Below are 19,642 nucleotides of genomic sequence, written 5' to 3'. Positions count from 1 at the left end.
TGCACTCGACCGGGCGCCGGACTCACAACCCAGCGCCCGGCAGTCATGACCAAATCCAGCTTCGCCCGAGTCAGCGCTCTCATGGGTACGTTGCTAGCAAGAGGAGTCTGATAGATCACCACAGATGGAGGCGCCCGGATGTTGGAGGAAGCCGAGGAGATCGGTCGTCGCGTACGACGGGCGCGGTTGCGGCTTGGTATGCCGCAGGCAGACCTTGCCGCCGCCCTGGGCAAGACCCAGGGCTGGGTCTCGAAGATGGAGCGCGGCCTGATCGAGCTGGACCGAGTTGGGCTACTGAACCTCGTGGCCGCCGAGCTGCACGTGCATCCCAATGACCTGATCGGCCGGCCGTACGCGAGTAGCCCCGCCGAGAATCAGTGGCAGGTCTCAGCCGCATCCATCCTGCGCGAGCTGCGCCGCTACGACCTCGCGCCGATCTTCGACGGCGCCCCGCGCGCCTCCGGTGAGCTGTGGCGGGACATGACCCGCCTGCACCGCCTGCGAGATGCGGCGGCCAACACGGCGATCCTCGCCACCCTCCCCGACCTCCTCCGCGAGGCTCGCGCCCTGGCCGAGGCCGCGAACGGCCACGAGCGCGAGGAAGCGTTCGCGATCTACGCCGTGGCGTGCAAGTTCGCCCACACCGCCGCGCACGCCCTCGGGCACCCCGAACTCGTCGCCATGGCGGCGGAGCGCGCCGCATGGGCGGCCCGCCTCTCGGCCGACCCCGTCATGCCCGCGCTCGCCGACTGGATGCGCGTCTGGGACATGTGGGCCACAGCCGATTGGGACGACTCGCTCACCCTGTCCGACAAGGCCATCGCCAGCGTGCAGCGCGAGTACGAGCTCGGCGAGCCGCTCGCCCTACGGATGTGGGGCACGCTCCACCTGCGCGCCGCCGTTGCCGCGGCCCGCGCCGGCCGACCGGCCGAGGCCGACGAGCGGATCAACCACGCCCGCGACGCTGCCCGCCGGATGGCAGGCCACCACAACCCTCCGATCTACGACCGGCACTCGGTCACCTTCTCCCCCGGCAACGTGCAGATCCACGCGATCAGCGTCGCCCTGGAGACCGGCGAGCAGACCAAGGCCCTCGCCATAAACCGTCGCACGGCCCCCGAGCTCGTCGCCGCTCTACCCAACTCCCGTCAGGGCCATCACCACATGGACCTCGCCCGCGCGTGGCTGTGGGACGGCAACCGTGACCGCGCGCTCGCGGAGCTGGAGACCGCGGAGCGGATCGCCCCCCAGCTCGTACGGAACCATCCGATCGCCCGGTCGACCCTCCGAGGCATCGTCTACGCCGAGCGCATCGCCACCCGCGAGAAGCTGCGCCGCATGTCAGACCGCTTCCACCTGGACGGATGAGGGCGGTATTCCTCCGATTCATATGGGGCCCCTGACCCGCCCCTAACTTCTGAGGCATGACAGGACGACCAACACCCCATCTCCCTTCACCGGGTGACGAGTTAGGGACGGCCGGACCGTTCTACCCACGACTCGGCGACCTCGCCCGTGACACCGCCAAGGACGGGCGAATCGGCGTCATCGTGACGCTGCCCAGAGTGGGCGCCAGCACCTACCACCTGCGTCCGCCGGGCGGTGGCGACGAGTGGTCGGCGCCGGCCGACGGAACAACCCTGCGCCCCGTCCCGGCGCAGGCCACGTACGTGACCCCGATGCGGCGCGACGCCGTGTACGACCACCGGGCCCAGCAGAGCGCGCTGCCGGTCCTGGTCCACTACGACGACGGCGGTACGGCCGAGTCCCTGCTCGTCCTCACCCCGGACCAGGTCGAGTTGTACGCGATCCAGTTCGAGCGACTCATCTCCCAGCGCGAGCAGACGCAGGGGAACGCGGCATGACCGCGCGCCATGCTGCGCAGCGCGGGGCCGCATCCGGCGATCCGGTGGGCCGCTTCCTGAGCTGGATATGGGTGCTTGGCACCGCCGCGGGATTCGCCGCGCTCGCCACCATGACCACCGCTGAGCTCAGCCACCGCGACGCACTGTCGGCCATGACCATCCCCGACGCCGGATTCCCGGCGCTCTGATCTCCCCGCCCGCTCGGATGATCCGACAGACCCGGGCGGGCGGGGCACCCCTCAGCCGGCACCGTCCCCAGTCGCGCCGGCCGAGGTGCTTCACAGCACGTCCCATGCACCACTGACCAAGGAGGCAAGGACCGTGACCGTAATCCAGGAGCGTCCCGCGACCGACGCGCGGAATCTGATCGGCGCCAAGCTGCGCGCGACGCTCGTGTCCAACATGCAGGCCAAGTTCCCCGCACTGACCGACGACAAGGCCGACCGCGGCGTCGGCCAGATGATCGCCTTCCTAGCGGCCGGCGCGTACAACGACACCCCGCTCAGCCCGTCGCCGCTCGTCGATGACTTCTGGCACGCCTTCCTGCTGCACACGCAGGCGTACCAGGACTTCTGCTCGGGGACGATCGGCAAGTTCGTCCACCACCAGCCCGGGTTCCTCGACAAGGAGGAACACGGCGGCGGCAAGGCCCTGCGCGCCCGGACGGTCGACGCGATCGTCGCGGCCGGGTTCGTGATCGACATGGAGTTCTGGCCCGAGCTGGACCTCGCCGACTGCTCGCAGTGCCACGCCAACTGCCACAACAGCCCCAAGTACGCCTGACGTACCGCCTGCGGCCGGTCCTCGGCTTGTGCCACTCTGTGGCCGAGCCGGGGACCGGCTTCCGTTCTGCACGAGGAGTAAGCGGGTGGACCGCACCGCATGGCTTGAGCTCCCACCCGAGGCCCGTAGCGCCGTCGAGACCTACACCGGCCCCGTCGAGCACGCCGAGACCGCCGAGACCGGCGTCATGGCCCGCCTCGCCTGCACTCTCCACACCGCCACCGGCCCCGTCTTCGTCAAGGGCACCCGCAGCGACGAGCCCACAGCGTGGATGTACGACTACGAGGCGCGCGTGACCCGAGTCGCACCGCTCGCGCCCCGCGTGCTCTGGCAGGTCGACGCCGGCGGCTGGCTGCTCACCGGGTACGAGTACCTCCTCGGCCACCACCCGGACCTCAGCCCCGGCTCCCCCGACCTCGGCCCCGTCCTCGACGCGCTCACCACCATGTCCGAGACACCGTGGCCCGAGCAGGTTCGCAAGAAGCCCCTGCACATCCGCTGGTCCGGGTTCTTCCCTGCCGACCGCTCCCCCGATCTCGAAGGCCCGGCCCTCGTCCACTCCGATGTGTCACCGCTGAACATGCTTGTCACCGAAGACGGCATCCGCGTACTGGACTGGGCTCTTGCCTGCCCCGGCCCGGCATGGGCTGACGCAGCATTCGCCATCCCACGGTTCATTCACGCCGGCCACACCGCGGAGCAGGCCGAAGCCCTCGCCCAAGCGGTGCCCGCCTACAGCAACGTCGAGCCCTCGGCCGTCGCCACCTTCGCAGCCACCCTTTGTGGCGTCTGGGAGAGCCGCGCTGCCAGCGACCCGGCGCCGCACCGCGCCCCCCTGATCGCTGCCGCCCGAGCCTGGACCGTGCATCGCAGCAGTCAGCACGTGCACAACGCTTAGTACCGAATCCGAGTGCGACCGTCCAATGGGGTTCCTATCGTGGCCGTATGGATGCCACCAGCCCGGAGCCCCGCCTGTTCGCGAACCGATGGCCCGAAGGAATCGGGCCGGACGGTCAGCCCATCCACCGGGAACGCTGCGCCTGTTTCAACCAGTACAAGGTGCAACCACGTGCCCGGGTCGGCTTCCACGGAGAGCAGCAGGACACGTCCTCGGCGGGTTGGCTGCGCCTTCTCGCGCTCGTCGAAGAGGCGGCCGCGGACGGCAGGGAGGAGTTCAACCCGCTCGTCGAGCTCAGCCCGCACGAGCGGCGCGACGTCATCACCCTGCCCGCGAGCATCGCCCGACTGACCGAGGTCAAGCATCTGAGGCTCTACGGCAGCAATCTCGTGCGCATTCCGCCGGAGATCGGCGCGATGACGAATCTGGAGGAGTTCAGCCCGTACACGTCCCACCGGCTGCACTGGTTCCCGTACGAGATCACCCGGTGCTCGAAGCTGGCGAGGAGCACGGTCAGCACCCGCTCGCTGTTCGGCAACTTCAAGTACCGCCCGCCCTTCCCCCGGCTGCGGACGACAGGCGAGGTCCAGTCCGGCGGCCACCTCGCCGCACTGGACCCGAAGCAGTGGGGCACGACAGCAATCAGCACGTGCAGTGTCTGTGACGGACCGGTGGAGGGACGAGAACTTCACCAGCGGTGGATCTCGCTCGTGGTCGCCACCGACGTCCTGCCCTTGCTCGTCAATGCCTGCTCGGCCGCGTGCATCGCCGCGCTGCCGTCCGGCGCCGCCAAGCACGCTCCTCTGCCTCACTTGGGCGGATGGGAAGCGGTCCAGCCGTCAGCTGACTCGGCCTGACGTCTTCCCTTACAAAGCACAGCTCCGCTGGTTGGCGGGTCTGTGCTCGTAGGGCGCGCTTGTCAGCTACGCATCGAGCTGCACCGCTTCCTGGTCGGCGAAGCGGGCGGCGATGGCGCTGCGCAGCCCGCCACCGTCGGCTGCTGAGCCGTCGACCTGGCGCCGCAGACCTGCGACGGTTTCACGCAGACCGGGCTCGGCCTGGTCGAGGTCGAGGCGGATGCGCAGGGCCGCGCTCTGGTCCTTGGGCAGGCGGTCGACGAGGGCCCGGTCGACCATGCGCAGCAGCGGGGCCGGGTCCGCTTCGGTCCAGCCGAGGCCGGCCAAGCCCTCGGGCTTGGCGCTCCTGGCAGCGAGGTACGACGGGAGTTCGACGCGCAGAGCGCGCAGGGTGTCGACGTCTGCCGAGCCGATCACATCGGCAGCGCTGCGGCCGGCGTCGAGCAGGGCTCGGGTGCGGTCCCACGCGCGTCCCCGGCGAGCCTCGGCGAGGAGTGCTCGGTTGCGTCGCGCGCGGTCGGGGCCGACATGCGTTCGGCGTACGCGCGGATCTGCTCGGCCGCCGCCTTGGTCGTGCGCTCGATGCCGTCCGGCTCGGCGCCTGCCCGCTCGCGGGCTGCACGCATACGCCTGCGCGACCTGCGGCCCTCGCACGTCGACAAGCTGCTCGCCGAGGTCAACGACGGGAAGCGGAAGACGGCGACCGTTCGCCGCCTTTACGCGACGCTGCGCAGCGCCCTGACGACCGCGGTGAAGCAGCAGCTCATCACCTTCAACATGGCGAAGAACGTCGAGCTGCCGACCTCTCAGCGCCCCAAGGTCATCCCGTGGGAGCCGGCCGAGCTCGGCGCCTTCCTCGACCACATCGGCACGCACCGCCTCGGCGCCCTCTTCGAGGTGATCGCCGGAACGGGCCTGTGCCGCGGTGAGGCGTGCGGGCTCCGATGGGACGACGTCGACTTCGCCCGCCGGGTGATCGTCGTGCGGCAGCAGATTATGCAGGTGTCCGGGCTCAAGAAGCGGGACATGCCACCCATGGCGTGTCCGTACTGCGAAGGGGGACACATCGGTCTGATGTTCTCCCGGCCGAAGACGGCGAGCGGCGAGGATCGGATCATCGACCTCGACGAGCTGACCGTCGGTGCGCTCCTGAGTCACAAGCTGCGACAGGAGGACGAGCGCCGCAAGTGGAAGCCTGCGTACCGAGACCACGGGCTTGTGTTCGCCCATGACGACGGCGACGCCCTGCGCCCGGATCACGTCTCCAAGCTCTTCGGCGGCCTGATCGACGCCGTCCGGTTCGAGGACGACGCGCACCTGCCCGCCGGGGAGCGCCGGCGGCTGCGGCGGGTACGGCTGCACGACCTGCGGCGCGGACAAGCGTCGCTGATGCTCGCCGCCGGGGTCGACATGGCGATCGCGTCGAAGCGCCTCGGGCACTCCACGGTGACGATCACCACGGACCTGTATCCACACCTGCTGGGTGGAGTCGGGCGCGACGCCGCCGAGAAGCCGCCTCACTCGTGCCGCGCCGTCGCCGCGATCAGCCCGAGACGGCCGACCCGCGTTCCCAGGTGGTTCCCAGCCAAAGGCTTGAGCTCGGCTCGCCTGATGGCACGACAGACCCCGGACACGCCAAAGCCGCAGGTGCGATCGTTTCTGCACCTGCGGCTCGCAGTGGGGCGGGTGGGACTCGAACCCACGGCCGACGGATTATGAGTCCGCTGCTCTAACCGGCTGAGCTACCGCCCCTTCACGGCGTGGCGCGTACATGTGTGCGCGCCGTCTGCCGCAGCATAGCCGCTCATACGATCTCCTGCCTCGGATGCCTCGCATGATCGGCTTCGCCTGTTCAGAGAGACCGCGCCGAGGGCTGCCCGGTTCCGGATCGGGGGCAAAAAAAGAAGAGGACCCACCCGGGGTCCTCTTCTTCCTTGCTCCCCCGGCTGGACTCGAACCAGCAACCCTCCGGTTAACAGCCGAATGCTCTGCCAATTGAGCTACAGGGGACCGCGCTCCCCCGACTGGACTCGAACCAGTAACCTGCCGGTTAACAGCCGGCTGCTCTGCCAATTGAGCTACAGGGGATTGCTGCGGTGCATCGAACAGCCCACCTCCGGCCTTGCCGGGGGGCGAGTGCCCTTCGCGAGACATAGATTAGCGCAAGCAGGGGGGTGCTCCGCCAATCGGTATCTGCAGCCGGCCGGGCACCACACGACGAAGGGTGGCAGGCATGCGGTACAAGGTCACGTTCGTGGTCGGACTGGCCCTCGGGTACGTGCTCGGGACCAGGGCCGGACGCGAGCGGTACGAGCAGCTGAAGAAGTCCGCGCGGGAGATCTCCCAGAACCCGGTGGTGCGCAACGCCGCCGAGAGCGCCGGGCAGAACGGGCGCGTCTTCGCCGGCAAGGCGTTCGCGGTCGTGAGCGAGAAGGTGGGCGACGCCGTGCCCGAGTCCCTGGCCGGCCGGGTGCGCGGGCTGCGCGACCGGGTCGGAGGCGGAGGCGGCGAGGACGACTGGGGCACCAGCAACACCTGACCGCACCCCCGGCCCGCGGGCCGGACGCACTTCTTCGGGCCCCCGGCCCGCGGGCCCGAAACGGTCCGCGGCCGGGGGCCCGAAGCGGTCCGCGGCCCTCCGCGGCCGCTGTCCCGGGGGAGGCCCCGGCGCTCCGGGGCCGCCGCGCCGGTCGGGTCCGGGCGGGCGTGCGGCAGAATTCTCCGCATGGGGATAGTCGCCGGGCTGGACAGCTCTTCCACCTTCACTCGCATCGTCGTCTGCGACACCGAGACGGGCGCCGTCGTGCGCCAGGGGTACGCACCCCATCCACCGTCGTCGGGGGAACCGGACGGCGGCGCGCAGCCCCACGAGACCGATCCGCAGGCCTGGCTGCTCTCGCTCGGCGAGGCGGCCGGCGGCGGGCTCCTCGAAGGGGTGCAGGCCATCGGGGTGTCGGCGCAGCAGCACGGCCTGCTGCCGCTGGACGCGCAGGGCGGTCTCGTACGGCCGGCGCTGGTCGGCAACGACAAGCGCGGGCAGGTCGCCGCGGCGGACCTGATCGAGGCGCTCGGCGGACGGCATGCCTGGGCCGAGGCGGTGGGGTCGGTGCCGCACGCCGCGCAGCCGTTGGCGAAGCTGGCCTGGCTGGCCCGGGCCGAGCCCGAGGCCGCCCGCCGGGTGGCCGTCCTGATGTCCCCGCACGACTGGCTGGTCTGGCAGCTGCTGGGCCGGCCGGCCCGGCGCACCACAGACCGGGGCGGCGCCTCCGGTACCGGCTACTGGTCGACGGCCACCGGCTCCTGGCGGCCCGACCTCGTCGAGCTGGCCCTCGGCCACCGGGCGCTGCTGCCCGAGGTGCTCGGCCCGGCCGACGCCGCCGGCACCACGCCCGAGGGGCTGCTGATCTCCGCCGGGACCGGCGAGACGATGGCCGCCGCGCTCGGGCTGGGGCTGGGCCGCGGTGACGCCGTGGTGTCGCTGGGCGCCTCCGGTTCGGTGATGGCCGTGCACCACGAGGCCCTGTCGGAGCCGGGCGGTCTGATCACCTCGCTGGCCGACGCCAGCGGCATGCACCTGCCGGTGGTGAACACCTCCAATGCCGTACGGGCCCTGCGCGGCACCGCCGAACTGCTCGGAACGGACCTGGAGGGGCTGTCCGAGCTCGCGCTGAAGTCGACGCCGGGCGCGCACGGCCTCGTCCTGCTGCCGTACCTGGAGGGCGAGCGGACGCCGAACCTGCCGCACACCGCCGGCACCCTGTCCGGGCTGCGCCGCGACTCGATGAAGCCGGAGCACCTGGCCCGGGCCTCCTTCGAGGGCATGCTGTGCGGGCTGGTGGACGCGCTGGACGTGCTGCGCTCGCGCGGGGTCGAGATCCGGCGGGTGTTCCTGCTGGGCGCGGCGGCCGAGCTGCCGGCCGTACAGGCCTTCGCACCGGGGCTGTTCGGTACGCAGATCGTGGTCCCCGCGCCGGCCGACTACGCGGCGCTGGGCGCGGCGCGCCAGGCGGCCTGGGCGCTGGGAGTGGCGCAGGGCGTGCTGGCTCCGCACACCCCGCCGCTCTGGCCGGCGCCCTCGGCGCAGGTCTTCGAGCCGGGCGAGGACCACCCGGCCTGGCAGGCGGTGCGCCAGCAGTACGTCGCGACGCGGGAGCAGATCCACCCGGGCGCCTTCTAGGGCGCGGCCTTCCCCGCGTCCGCTCCCGGACCGGGGGCGGACGCGGGGGGCCGGGGTCCCGGTCCGCGCGCCCGGCGTCCTCCTCCTTTTGACCGGGCTTTGCGAAATCCGTTGGGGCTGGGGCCCCCGGTTGGCCGAAGATGGGGTGAACCCCCTCGATCTTGCCGACCGGAGCCTGCGCGTGCTCATACGACTTCTGCGGACCCATCTGGGCCCGTACCGGAAACCGATCCTGCTGTTGGTCCTGCTCCAGCTGTTGCAGACCAGTGCCAGCCTCTACCTGCCCACCCTGAACGCCGACATCATCGACAACGGTGTCGTCAACGGCGACACCGGCTACATCCTGCGCTTCGGCGCGCTGATGCTCGCCGTCTCGCTCGTCCAGCTGGTCTGCAACGTCGGCGCCGTCTACTTCGGCGCCCGTACGGCGGCCGCCGTCGGCCGCGACGTGCGCGCCGCCGTCTTCGACCGGGTGCAGAGCTTCTCGGCCCGGGAGCTCGGCCATTTCGGCGCTCCCTCGCTGATCACCCGTACGACCAATGACGTCCAGCAGGTCCAGATGCTGGTCCTGATGACCTTCACCCTGATGGTGTCGGCGCCGATCATGTGCGTCGGCGGCATCGCGATGGCGCTCTCGCTCGACGTGAAGCTGTCGGGCGTCCTGCTCGCCGTGGTCCCCGTGCTCGGCCTGGCGGTCGGCGCGATCGTCTTCCGGACGCGGCCGCTGTTCCGGCAGATGCAGGAGCGGCTGGACACCGTGAACCGGGTGCTGCGCGAGCAGATCACCGGCAACCGGGTGATCCGCGCGTTCGTGCGGGACGACTACGAGAAGGACCGCTTCCGCGAGGCCAACGCCGATCTGACGGGCGTCTCGCTGGCCGCCGGCAAGCTCCTCGCCCTGATGTTCCCCACCGTCATCGTGGTCGTGAACATCTCCAGCGTCGCCGTCATCTGGTTCGGCGCGATGCGCGTGGACAGCGGCGGCATGGAGATCGGCCAGCTCACGGCCTTCCTCGCCTACCTGATGCAGATCGTCATGTCCGTGATGATGGCCACCTTCATGTTCATGATGGTGCCGCGGGCCGAGGTCTGCGCCGAGCGCATCCAGGAGGTCCTGGACACCGAGTCGAGCGTGGTGCCGCCCGCCGATCCGGTGCGCGAGCTCGCCCGGCGCGGTCAGCTGGAGCTGCGCGGGGCCGACTTCCGCTATCCGGGCGCCGAGGCGTCGGTGCTGCGCGGGGTGGACCTGGTGGCCCGGCCCGGGGAGACCACCGCGGTCATCGGCTCCACCGGAAGCGGCAAGTCCACTCTGCTGGGCCTGGTCCCGCGCCTGTTCGACGCGACCGGCGGCGCGGTGCTCGTCGACGGGGAGGACGTACGGCGCCTCGACCCGGAGCTGCTGGCCAAGACGGTCGGCATGGTCCCGCAGAAGCCGTACCTGTTCTCCGGAACGGTCGCCTCCAACCTGCGCTACGGGCGCCCGGACGCCACCGACGCGGAGCTGTGGCAGGCGCTGGAGGTGGCCCAGGCCAAGGACTTCGTGTCCGCGCTGGAAGGCGGCCTGGAGGCCCCCATCGCCCAGGGCGGAACCAACGTCTCCGGCGGCCAGCGCCAGCGTCTGGCCATCGCGCGCACCCTCGTGCAGCGCCCGGAGATCTACCTCTTCGACGATTCGTTCTCGGCCCTGGACTACGCGACGGACGCGGCGCTGCGCGCCGCGCTCGCCCGCGAGACCGAGGACGCGACCGTGGTGATCGTCGCCCAGCGGGTCTCCACGATCCGCGACGCCGACCGGATCATCGTCCTGGACGAGGGGCAGGTGGTGGGCGAGGGGCGCCACCACGAGCTGATGGCCGGCAACGAGACCTACCGGGAGATCGTGCTCTCCCAGCTGACGGAGGCGGAGGCCGCATGAGCGGGCCCGGAGGACGGATGATGATGGGGCCGGCCCAGCGGTCCATGGACTTCAAGGGCTCGGGCAAGCGGCTGCTGGGCCAGCTCGCCCAGGACCGGGCCAAGCTGTGGGGCATGGTCGCCGCGGTCGTCGGCAGCGTCGGCTGCGCGGTGGTCGGCCCGAAGATCCTCGGCAACGCCACCGACCTGGTCTTCGCCGGGATCGTGGGCCGGAACATGCCGGCCGGGATCACCAAGCAGCAGGCGCTGGAGCGGATGCGCGCCGACGGGCAGGGCGGCATGGCCGACATGCTCTCCGGTACGGACTTCACGCCCGGCAAGGGCATCGACTTCGGCGCCGTGGGCGTCGTGGCGCTGTGGGCGCTGGCGGTGTTCACCGTCGCCGGTCTGCTGATGCTGGTGGCGACGAGGCTGTCGAACCACGTCATGAACGGCACCGTCTACCGCATGCGCGAGGAGCTCCAGGCGAAGCTGTCGCGGCTGCCGCTGTCGTACTTCGACCAGCAGAAGCGCGGCGAGGTGCTCAGCCGGGCGACCAACGACATCGACAACATCGGCCAGACGCTCCAGCAGACGATGGGGCAGCTGCTGAACTCGCTGCTCACCATCGTGGGCGTGCTCGTGATGATGTTCTGGATCTCGCCGCTGCTGGCGCTGGTCGCGCTGGTGACCGTACCGGTGTCGGTGGTCGTCGCGGCGAAGATCGGCAAGCGGTCGCAGCCGCAGTTCGTGGCGCAGTGGAAGTCGACGGGCGCGCTCAACGCCCACGTCGAGGAGATGTACTCGGGCCACAACCTGGTCAAGGTCTTCGGCCGGCAGAAGGAGTCGGCGGCGCTGTTCGCCGAACAGAACGAAGCCCTGTACCGGGCCTCGTTCAAGGCACAGCTGGTCAGCGGCATCATGCAGCCGGTGATGTTCTTCATATCGAACATCAACTACGTGCTCATCGCGGTCGTCGGCGGCCTGCGGGTCGCGTCGGGCACGCTGTCGATCGGCGACGTGCAGGCCTTCATCCAGTACTCGCGCCAGTTCTCGATGCCGCTGACGCAGGTCGCCTCGATGGCGAACCTGGTGCAGTCCGGCGTCGCCTCGGCGGAGCGGGTGTACGAACTGCTCGACGCGCCGGAGCAGGAACCGGACGCCGAGGTCCCCGAGCGCCCGGCGGAGCTGCGCGGACAGGTCACGCTCGACAAGGTGGCCTTCCGCTACGAGCCCGACAAGCCGCTGATCGAGAACCTCTCGCTCACGGTCGAGCCGGGCCAGACCGTCGCGATCGTCGGCCCGACGGGCGCCGGCAAGACCACGCTGGTCAACCTGCTGATGCGGTTCTACGAGGTCACGGGCGGCGAGATCGCCCTGGACGGGGTGGACATCGCGAAGATGACGCGCGAGGAACTGCGCGGCGGCATCGGCATGGTGCTCCAGGACACCTGGCTGTTCGGCGGCACCATCGCGGAGAACATCGCGTACGGGGCCTCGCGCGAGGTCACGCGCGCCGAGATCGAGGAGGCGGCGCGGGCGGCCCACGCGGACCGGTTCGTGCGCACCCTGCCGGACGGCTACGACACCGTGCTGGACGACGAGGGCGCGGGGGTCAGCGCGGGCGAGAAGCAGCTGATCACCATTGCCCGGGCGTTCCTGTCGGACCCGGTGATCCTGGTGCTCGACGAGGCGACGAGCTCGGTGGACACCCGGACCGAGGTGCTGATCCAGAAGGCGATGGCGCGCTTGGCGCACGGCCGTACGTCCTTCGTGATCGCGCACCGGCTGTCGACGATCCGCGACGCGGACGTGATCCTGGTGATGGAGGGCGGCTCGATCGTGGAGCAGGGCACGCACGAGGAGCTGCTGTCCTCGGACGGTGCCTACGCACGCCTGTACGCGGCGCAGTTCGCGCAGGCGGTCGCCGAGGTGGACTAGGCCGTCCCTGCTCGGTGGACCGGCCGCGGCCGGTTCGCGCCTCGCCCCGCACCGGGAGGGTTCCGGTGCGGGGCGAGGCGGTTCCCGGGGACTCGTCAGGGGTCGGCAGGGGGCTTTCGGATGCGTTCGGGGGGCGGGGGCGGGGCGTTCGGACGCGTTGGGGGGCGTTCGGGGGGTGGTCAGGGACTGGTGAGGACGACCAGCCGACGGGTCGCGCGGGTCATCGCGACGTAGCGGTCGACGGCGCCCTCGATCCCTCCCCCGAACTCCTGCGGGCCGACGAGGACGACCAGGTCGAATTCGAGCCCCTTGGAGAGCGCCGGAGTCAGCGAGCGGACGCGGGGCGACGCGCGGAACGCGGGATCGCCGATGACGCAGGCGGTGCCCTCGGCGTGCTCGGCGAGCCAGCTGCCGATGATCCGGTCCAGGTCCGCGACGGTCCCGTGCACGACGGGGGCGCCGCTGCTGCGGATGGACGCCGGCACGTTGGCGTCGGGGAGCACGCACCGGATGACCGGCTCGGCCTGCTCCATGACCTCGTGCGGCGTGCGGTGGTTGATGCCCGGGGAGGCCAGCTCGATCCGGTCGAACCCGACCCGTTCGAGCCGCTCCCGGCACGAATCCGGGCACCCGTGCCGGGCCTGGGCGCGGTTCCCGACGATGGTGAAGCTGCGGGACGGGCAGCGCTGGAGCAGCATCTGCCACTGGGCGTCGGTCAGTTCCTGCGCCTCGTCCACGACGACGTGCGCGAACGGGCCGGCGAGCCCGTCCGGGTCGGCGGCGGTCAGGGCGCTCTCGTCGACCAGGGTGTCGCGCAGGTCCTGCCCGAGCAGCATGGCCACCGCGTCCTCGCCGTCGTCGTCGGCCTTCAGGATGGCGTCGATGACGTCGGCCATGCGTGCGCGTTCGGCGGCTGCGGCGGCGGCGTTGCGGGCCCTGTGCCGGGCCGCCGCCGGGTCGCCGAGCCGCCGCCGGGCGGCGTCCAGTAGCAGCGGCGGGTCGCCGACCGTCCAGGCCTGCGCGTCCGCCCGCTGGAGCCTTGCGACGTCCTCGCGGCCGAGCCGGGGGGGGCGCACCTGCGCAGGTAGGCGGGGACCGACCACAGGTCTCCGACGAGGTCGGTCGGTTCGAGGAGCGGCCACGCACGGTGCAGGGCCGAGGTGGGCTCCCCGTCCTCCAGCAACGACCCGCGGAACGGGTCGTACGGGAGGTCCTCGCCGCCGCCCGCGGTGTACCGGTCGAAGAGGAGGGAGACGAGCTCGTCCAGGATCTGTTCGCGCGCCTCGTTGTGCGCGGTGCCCGGCTCCACCGCGTCGAAGGCCTCGGCGCAGTCCTCGGGGGTCAGCCGGAGGTCGGCCCGGTCGGTCGACACCGTCATGCCCCGCGCGGACGGCTCCTCGGGGAGCCGCACGGCGGCCTCGACGGCCTTCACCAGGTCGGCGGAGGCCTTCAGCGCGGCCACCTCCGGGTCGCTCTCCTCGGCGGCGCCCGCCCCGGCTCGGCAGGACCGCCGGGGCCTCGTCGCAAGCCCCCCTGTGCGCTACAAGTTGAAAGTGGCAAGAGGTGGGTCTCCCCCTTGTCCGCGCGGTCGCCCGGTGGTTCCCTCCCGACGCGGACCCGATCTCTCCCCCTCCCCCGCATTGCTCCGAACGTCCTCGGACACGCCGGGCGCCGGGCGGGAACAGCTCGGCCGTTCCCGCCCGGCGGCGTCTGCGGTGTCCGTGTGGGCGAGCGGAGCGGGCGCCGCCACGAGGGGCGCGGCGGTCCGAGGGCTCAGTCCAGGTAGCCCCGGAGCTGGTCCGCGAAGGCGTGGTCGCGCAGCTTGTTGAGGGTCTTGGACTCGATCTGCCGGATGCGCTCGCGCGTCACTCCGAAGATCCGGCCGATCTCCTCCAGGGTGCGCGGACGGCCGTCGGCGAGCCCGTACCGCAGTTGGACGACCTTGCGTTCCCGTTCGCCGAGGGTGGAGAGCACGGCTTCGAGGTGCTCGCGCAGCAGGAAGAACGCCGCGGACTCCACCGGTGAGGCGGCGTCGCCGTCCTCGATCAGGTCGCCGAGGGCCACGTCGTCCTCCTCGCCCACCGGGGCGTGCAGGGAGACCGGTTCCTGGGCGAGGCGCAGCACCTCCATGACCCGCTCGGGTGTCAACTCCAGCTGGACGGCCACCTCTTCGGCGGTGGGCTCGTACCCGCGCTCCTGGAGCATGCGGCGCTGGACGCGGACGACCCGGTTGATCAACTCCACGACGTGGACCGGCACGCGGATGGTCCGGGCCTGGTCGGCGAGGGCCCGGGACATCGCCTGGCGGATCCACCAGGTCGCGTAGGTGGAGAACTTGTACCCGCGGGCGTAGTCGAACTTCTCGACGGCCCGGATGAGCCCGAGGTTCCCCTCCTGTACGAGGTCGAGCATGGTGAGGCCGCGGCCCACGTACCGCTTCGCGACGGAGACGACGAGCCGCAGGTTCGACTCGATGAGCCGGCGCTTGGCCATCCGGCCGAGCACGACGAGCCGGTCGAGGTCCACGGCCAGCTGGGAGTCGAGGTCCGGGGTGCTGCCGAGCTTCTCCTCGGCGAAGAGCCCGGCCTCGACGCGCCGGGCGAGGTCGACTTCTTCGGCGGCGGTGAGCAGCGGGATCCTGCCGATCTCGCGCAGGTACTGCCGGAACAGGTCGGCGGAGGGGCCCGCTCCGGTGTCCCGGCTCGCACCGCCGGCGGGTGTGCGCCTGCGCTGGGCCGGCACCGGTTCGATCAGCTCCAGCACCTCGGGCTCTTCGTCGGCCGCATCGTCCGAAGGCCCGTCCGAAGGCCCGTCCGCCGCTTCGTCCACGGCCTCGTCCGCTGCGTCCGCTGCGTCCGCTGCTTCGTCCACGACGTCGGCCTCCGCCCCGGCGTCGTCGGCCTCCGAGGACTCGCTCACGTTCACGGTCAGGGTCTGGGTCTGCACGGGGGCGGCCTCCAGGGCTCCGAGGACGGGGGCACCGCACCTCAGTGTGGGGTACGACACATCACTGTCACGAGGGGCGTGCGAGCACTTTCTGAGTCCGGTGCGTGACCGGATGGTTACCCGCCGACGAGAACCCCGATGCGGTTCGGGCGCATGTCCGAGAAGATCGGCGGCATGGGGGCATACGAAACCCACGTGACCGTCCGCTGCCCGGACCGCACGGAGCCGGCCCGCCTCGGGTCCCGGGCCGCGGCGCGGAAGTTGAAGGTCACCCACATCGTGCTGACCCGCGGCCTGATGCCCTCGCAGCCGATGCCGGACCGCGACGGCCACCGGCGGCTGCCGCCGGAACCGCGGACGACGGGCTTCGATCCGGTGCGGGTGAAAGTGGCGACGGTTCCGTGGACCGCGGAGCCCGCGGGCCCGGGCGGCGGTTGCTTCGAGCACCACCGGAAGCTGCTGCTGCCCGGCGGTTTCGACCGTTCCGCCTTGGAGTCCCTGGTGACCCCGTGCGGGGCGCACCTGTCGTGGAACGCCCGGCGGGAGCAGGGGGAGGGCCGGCAGGAACGCTTCGTCACGCAGCGGTGGCGAGGGGCGGGCGCGGCGGCGGGGGCGGGCGCGGCGTGCGACGCGCCGGTCGGGGACGTGGTGGCCGCCGGCCAGCGGATCCTGTCGCAGGAGAGGGAGTTCGTGCTGTACGACAGCGGCCCGTCGGTGGACGACGGGTGGATGAAGGAGGGGCCCGATGACGCCGTGGGACGAACTCGGCTGGCACGTGCGGGAGTTCCCTCGCGAGCCACTGGACGACGCGACCCGGTCCGCGAGCGAACTGCCGCCGACCCTGCGGCCGGTGGCCGGGGACGACGTGCGGCAGCCCGCGCACTTCGACCCGTCGCTGCGCCACCACCTGCGGGCCTACCGCGCCGGTGACCCGGTCTTCGACGATCCCGCCCGGACCGTCGCGCGGGCGCGGGCGCGGCGGGCCGCGATGGAGGCCGTCCTGCTGGCGATCTCGGACTCGCCGAGGGTGGACTCGCTGGTGTTGCGGGGCAGCGGGCTGCTCGCCGACCGGTTCGGGGAGGCGGCTCGGGAACCGGGCTGGACTTCGTGGTGGTGCCGGAGAGCTGGGCGATGGGGACGGCCGGAGCGGCCGGATGCTGGCGGGCATCGCGGTGGCGGCCGACGGGCATGCCGGGGTCGACGGGTCGCGCGCGCTGTGCGAGGACATCTGACGTACGACCGGGCGCCGGGGCGGCGGATGGTGCCGTCCCGGTCCGTGCCCGGACCGTCGGCCGGCCAGGTCCGGCTGGACTTCGTGTTCGACGAGCACCTCACGGTCGGTCCCGAGCCGGTCGCACTGGGCTGCGGCGCCGTGGTCCTGGCGGCGACGCCCGCGCTGTCGCTGGCCTGGAAGCTGCTGTGGATCGTCAGCGACGGGCACCCGCAGGGCAAGGACCTGTACGACGCGGCGCTCTTGGCGGAGCGGTACGCCCTCCCGCACGGGCTGCTCCAAGAGGTCTTCCGGCAGGCCGGGCAGTGGCCGGCACCGAACCGGGAGGTGCGGCTGGAGGACTTCGCGAACCTGTGCGGGCCCGGAAGGTCCGGCACCGAATGGCGCCACTTCGAGCGGGAGTACCCGCACCTGGCCCGCCCCGGGGAGCAGACGTTCCTCACCCGCCTGGTCACGGCCCTGCGGCCCGTCTTCGACGAGACCGAGACCGAGGCCCGCTGAACGAAGGCCCCGGGCAGGGCGCGGGGGCGGGGGCAGGTGCCCGGGACGCGCCGGGCCGAACGGGCCGGGCGGCCGGGCGGGCCGGGCGGCCGGGCGGGCCGGGCGGCCGGGCGGGCCGGGCGGCCGGGCGGGCCGGGCGGCCGGGCGGGCCGGGCGGCCGGACTACTGGCCCGTCAGGTACTTCACGGTCAGGCCCGCCGTCCAGCCGCCGTCCACGGCGAGTTCGGCGCCGGTCATGTAGCCGGCGGCGTCGGAGAGGAGGAACGCCACGGCCGCCGCTATCTCCTCGGGGGAGCCGACCCGGCCCATCGGGGCGCCGGGGTAGTTGCCCTCGCCGCTCCGGATGCCCACCGGGGCGGTCATCGGGGTCAGCGTCATGCCGGGGTGGACGGAGTTGACGCGGATCCGGGACTCGGCGAGCTCGACCGCGCCGATCTTCGACAGACCGCGGACGCCCCACTTGGACGCTCCGTACCCGGCGGTGAGGGCGAGGCCGGTCAGGCCGGCGGCGGAGGAGATGTTCACGATCGAGCCGCCGCCATTGGTCCGCAGCAGGGGGATCGCGGTCTTCATGCCGATGAAGACGCCGACCAGGTTGATCTCGACGACCTGGCGGAAGTGCTCGACGCTCTCCTGTTCCAGGAACTGGCCGGTCGATATGCCCGCGTTGTTCACGAGCCCGTCGAGGCGGCCGAACTCGGCGAGCGCGTACTCCAGCGCCGCCTGCCAGTCGGACTCGCTGGTGACGTCGTGCCGCACGAAGCGCGCGGCCTCGCCGAGCTTCGCGGCGGTCTCGGCGCCCTCGGCCTCCAGTACGTCGGTGATCAGCACCCGGCCGCCACCGTCCACGACCGCCTGCGCGGCGGCCGCGCCGAGACCGCGGGCTCCACCGGTGATGACGACGACCTTGCCGCTCAGATCCACAACAGCCACGGTTCCACACCTCTGCATGCTCGTACCGACCCGACCTGCATATGACTAATCGGCATAGCCGATATCCGGTCATTCTGTCAGAGTCGCCAGCGCTCGCGACACCCCCCGCTCCTTCGGCCCGAGGAAGTGCGGGTCGGGCTTGAGAGCCGCGTCCCACGCCGCCTTGCCCGCCGCGAAGACCTCGCGGGCCCCGCCGTAGTACCAGGTCGCGTCGTGGACGTCGTCGACCCCGACCCCGTAGACCTCCAGGCCCGCCGCGCGGCACAGCGCGACCGCCCTGCGTATGTGGAAACCCTGGCTGACCAGCACGGCGCGCCGGACCCCGAATATCTCGCTGGCCCTGACGCACGAGTCCCACGAGTCGAAGCCGGCGAAATCGCTGACGATCCGGTCGTCCGGCACCCCGTGCCCGGTCAGGTACGTCCGCATCGCGTCGGGCTCGTCGTACCCGGTACGGCTGTTGTCCCCCGTGACCAGCACGACCTTGACCTTGCCGGTCCGGTACAGCTCGACGGCCGCGTCCAGCCGCCGGGCCAGATAGGGGGTGGGCCGCCCCTGCCACAGCCCCGCGCCGAACACCACGGCCACCTCCGCGGCCGGAGCGTCCGCCGTCGTCCCCAGCCGGTCCGCGGCCGCCGCGTGCGTCCACGCCGAGGGCAGCAGCGCCAGCACGCACCCCGCCATCACCCCCTGCACGGCGAGCCTCCGGGCCCGCACACCCCACCGCAGCGCCGGACGCCACCCCCGCCCTACCCCCGGCCCGGACACCGGCCCGAGCCCCGGTCCGGGTCCCGGTCTCCTTCCCGGTGCCCCTCCCGATGTCCTCCCCCCGTCCGTCCCCGGCGCCGCCTTCGCCCCCGGCACCGTCCCCGACCTCAGCTTCAGCCCGAGCCGCGGCCTCGTGAGCCTCATGACCGATCCCCCCCATCGCGACCAACATCGTTCGCACGGATTGACGAACCGGCCCGGCCCGCCAGTTCCGGCTCCCCCGCCTTTCACTCGTACGAATGAGCGAGCGGCCCGACGCGGAGGACCCGTCATCCCGGCGCAACGCCCCGGCAACCTCCTGCGCGCAGGATCGATCCATGACGGAGCCGGCGCACCCTCCCGACACCCCGACCCTCCCGACCTTCCCGGCCCCCGCCTTCGGCAGTGCGGCCGAGCTGCTCGGCCGGATCACCGTCCGGCTCGACACGCAGCTCGGCGCACTGCGTCCGTCGCCCGCCCCGTCGCCCCGGCGCCCGCCCGTGCACCAGCAGCCCACCCTCGTCGCCGTGGCCCGCGACAGCCGCGACCCGCGCGCCCTGCACACCGCCCTCTCGCTCCTCGAACGGGTCCGCGAGCGCCGCCCCCGGCTCGACGTCCGCCTCGGGCACCTCGGGCCGACCCGGCCGCGCCTCGCCGACAGCCTGAGCGCGCTGTCCGGGGTAGTGCCCCGGGAGGCGGCCGTGCAGCGGCGCGGCAGCGCTGCCGGTGCGCCCGGTCCGGCCGCCGCCCCGCTCGGCGACCACCCGGCACTCATCCGCCTCGCGCTGCTGCGCTACGACGCGGCCCTCGCCGGGAGGGAGAAGCACCCGCATCCGGCCAGCACGTGAGGACCTGGTTCGTTCGCATTGC

At 72.0% G+C, this 19,642-nt stretch carries 16 protein-coding genes, 3 tRNA genes and 1 pseudogene; 12 read left to right on the top strand and 8 right to left on the bottom strand.

Going from position 1 to position 19,642, the window contains the following annotated elements; all coding sequences use genetic code 11:
- Positions 1–138 precede the first annotated feature (138 nt).
- The 6 genes from CP968_RS22665 (at position 139) to CP968_RS22640 (ending at position 4,403) form a co-directional block, all read left to right on the top strand.
- Positions 139–1,368 (top strand): helix-turn-helix domain-containing protein, encoded by a 1,230-nt coding sequence (locus CP968_RS22665; protein WP_150519740.1) that lies wholly within the window; start codon positions 139–141, stop codon positions 1,366–1,368.
- A gap of 197 nt (positions 1,369–1,565) precedes the next feature.
- Positions 1,566–1,865, top strand: coding sequence for a hypothetical protein (locus CP968_RS34990; protein WP_229886543.1), 300 nt, complete (start codon positions 1,566–1,568; stop codon positions 1,863–1,865).
- Positions 1,862–2,053, top strand: a complete 192-nt coding sequence (locus CP968_RS22655) for a hypothetical protein (RefSeq protein WP_150519739.1) — start codon at positions 1,862–1,864, stop codon at positions 2,051–2,053. The genes CP968_RS34990 and CP968_RS22655 overlap by 4 nt, the downstream gene beginning before the upstream one ends.
- Before the next feature lie 133 nt (positions 2,054–2,186).
- A complete protein-coding gene (locus CP968_RS22650; protein WP_150519738.1) occupies positions 2,187–2,648 on the top strand; it encodes a glycine-rich domain-containing protein in 462 nt (153 codons plus the stop codon).
- Positions 2,649–2,733: 85 nt separating this feature from the next.
- Complete coding sequence (locus CP968_RS22645) at positions 2,734–3,546, top strand: phosphotransferase (protein WP_150519737.1); 813 nt, start codon at positions 2,734–2,736, stop codon at positions 3,544–3,546.
- Positions 3,547–3,593: 47 nt separating this feature from the next.
- On the top strand, positions 3,594–4,403 hold the full coding sequence (locus tag CP968_RS22640) for a leucine-rich repeat domain-containing protein (protein WP_229886545.1): 810 nt from the start codon (positions 3,594–3,596) through the stop codon (positions 4,401–4,403).
- Positions 4,404–4,469: 66 nt separating this feature from the next.
- On the opposite strand, the gene CP968_RS34985 is transcribed toward CP968_RS22640, so the two are convergent.
- From CP968_RS34985 to CP968_RS22620, 4 genes are all read right to left on the bottom strand, one after another.
- A complete protein-coding gene (locus CP968_RS34985; RefSeq protein ID WP_229886546.1) occupies positions 4,470–5,843 on the bottom strand; it encodes a hypothetical protein in 1,374 nt (457 codons plus the stop codon).
- Positions 5,844–6,081: 238 nt separating this feature from the next.
- Positions 6,082–6,155, bottom strand: a tRNA-Ile gene (locus tag CP968_RS22630).
- A gap of 185 nt (positions 6,156–6,340) precedes the next feature.
- Positions 6,341–6,413 (bottom strand) — tRNA-Asn (locus CP968_RS22625).
- A gap of 5 nt (positions 6,414–6,418) precedes the next feature.
- A tRNA-Asn gene (locus tag CP968_RS22620) sits at positions 6,419–6,491 on the bottom strand.
- A 145-nt stretch (positions 6,492–6,636) separates the two neighbouring features.
- Here CP968_RS22620 and CP968_RS22615 point away from each other — a divergent pair.
- The 4 genes from CP968_RS22615 to CP968_RS22600 all read left to right on the top strand — a co-directional run bounded on the left by CP968_RS22615 (position 6,637) and on the right by CP968_RS22600 (position 12,414).
- Complete coding sequence (locus CP968_RS22615; RefSeq protein ID WP_150519736.1) at positions 6,637–6,942, top strand: YtxH domain-containing protein; 306 nt, start codon at positions 6,637–6,639, stop codon at positions 6,940–6,942.
- 186 nt (positions 6,943–7,128) lie between these two features.
- Positions 7,129–8,580: an FGGY family carbohydrate kinase gene (locus CP968_RS22610; protein ID WP_150519735.1), complete on the top strand. Its 1,452-nt coding sequence runs from the start codon at positions 7,129–7,131 to the stop codon at positions 8,578–8,580.
- 181 nt (positions 8,581–8,761) lie between these two features.
- On the top strand, positions 8,762–10,495 hold the full coding sequence (locus tag CP968_RS22605) for an ABC transporter ATP-binding protein (RefSeq protein ID WP_150519734.1): 1,734 nt from the start codon (positions 8,762–8,764) through the stop codon (positions 10,493–10,495).
- Entirely contained in the window at positions 10,492–12,414 is a 1,923-nt protein-coding gene (locus CP968_RS22600) for an ABC transporter ATP-binding protein (protein WP_150519733.1), read from the top strand. Before CP968_RS22605 ends, CP968_RS22600 begins: the two co-directional genes overlap by 4 nt.
- A 179-nt stretch (positions 12,415–12,593) precedes the next feature.
- Here the strand turns inward: CP968_RS22600 and CP968_RS34980 are convergent.
- Positions 12,594–13,909: pseudogene (locus CP968_RS34980) on the bottom strand (helicase domain-containing protein); the annotation flags it as partial.
- Positions 13,910–14,187: 278 nt separating this feature from the next.
- Positions 14,188–15,360 (bottom strand): RNA polymerase sigma factor, encoded by a 1,173-nt coding sequence (locus CP968_RS22590; protein ID WP_150519732.1) that lies wholly within the window; start codon positions 15,358–15,360, stop codon positions 14,188–14,190.
- Positions 15,361–16,105: 745 nt separating this feature from the next.
- On the opposite strand from CP968_RS22590, the gene CP968_RS22580 reads away from it, so the two are divergent.
- Complete coding sequence (locus tag CP968_RS22580) at positions 16,106–17,092, top strand: nucleotidyl transferase AbiEii/AbiGii toxin family protein (protein WP_229886550.1); 987 nt, start codon at positions 16,106–16,108, stop codon at positions 17,090–17,092.
- A 162-nt stretch (positions 17,093–17,254) separates the two neighbouring features.
- Here the strand turns inward: CP968_RS22580 and CP968_RS22570 are convergent, their stop codons facing one another.
- Together CP968_RS22570 and CP968_RS22565 are read right to left on the bottom strand one after the other, a co-directional pair.
- On the bottom strand, positions 17,255–18,043 hold the full coding sequence (locus tag CP968_RS22570) for a glucose 1-dehydrogenase (protein ID WP_150519731.1): 789 nt from the start codon (positions 18,041–18,043) through the stop codon (positions 17,255–17,257).
- A gap of 51 nt (positions 18,044–18,094) precedes the next feature.
- A complete protein-coding gene (locus CP968_RS22565; RefSeq protein WP_373304081.1) occupies positions 18,095–18,937 on the bottom strand; it encodes a SanA/YdcF family protein in 843 nt (280 codons plus the stop codon).
- A gap of 173 nt (positions 18,938–19,110) precedes the next feature.
- Here CP968_RS22565 and CP968_RS22560 point away from each other — a divergent pair, with 173 nt between their 5' ends.
- Positions 19,111–19,620, top strand: a complete 510-nt coding sequence (locus CP968_RS22560; RefSeq protein ID WP_150519730.1) for a hypothetical protein — start codon at positions 19,111–19,113, stop codon at positions 19,618–19,620.
- The last annotated feature ends 22 nt before the right edge of the window (positions 19,621–19,642 follow it).

The sequence above is a fragment of the Streptomyces subrutilus genome, from assembly GCF_008704535.1.
Taxonomy (GTDB): domain Bacteria; phylum Actinomycetota; class Actinomycetes; order Streptomycetales; family Streptomycetaceae; genus Streptomyces; species Streptomyces subrutilus.
This window is presented reverse-complemented; position numbering and strand designations above follow the sequence as displayed.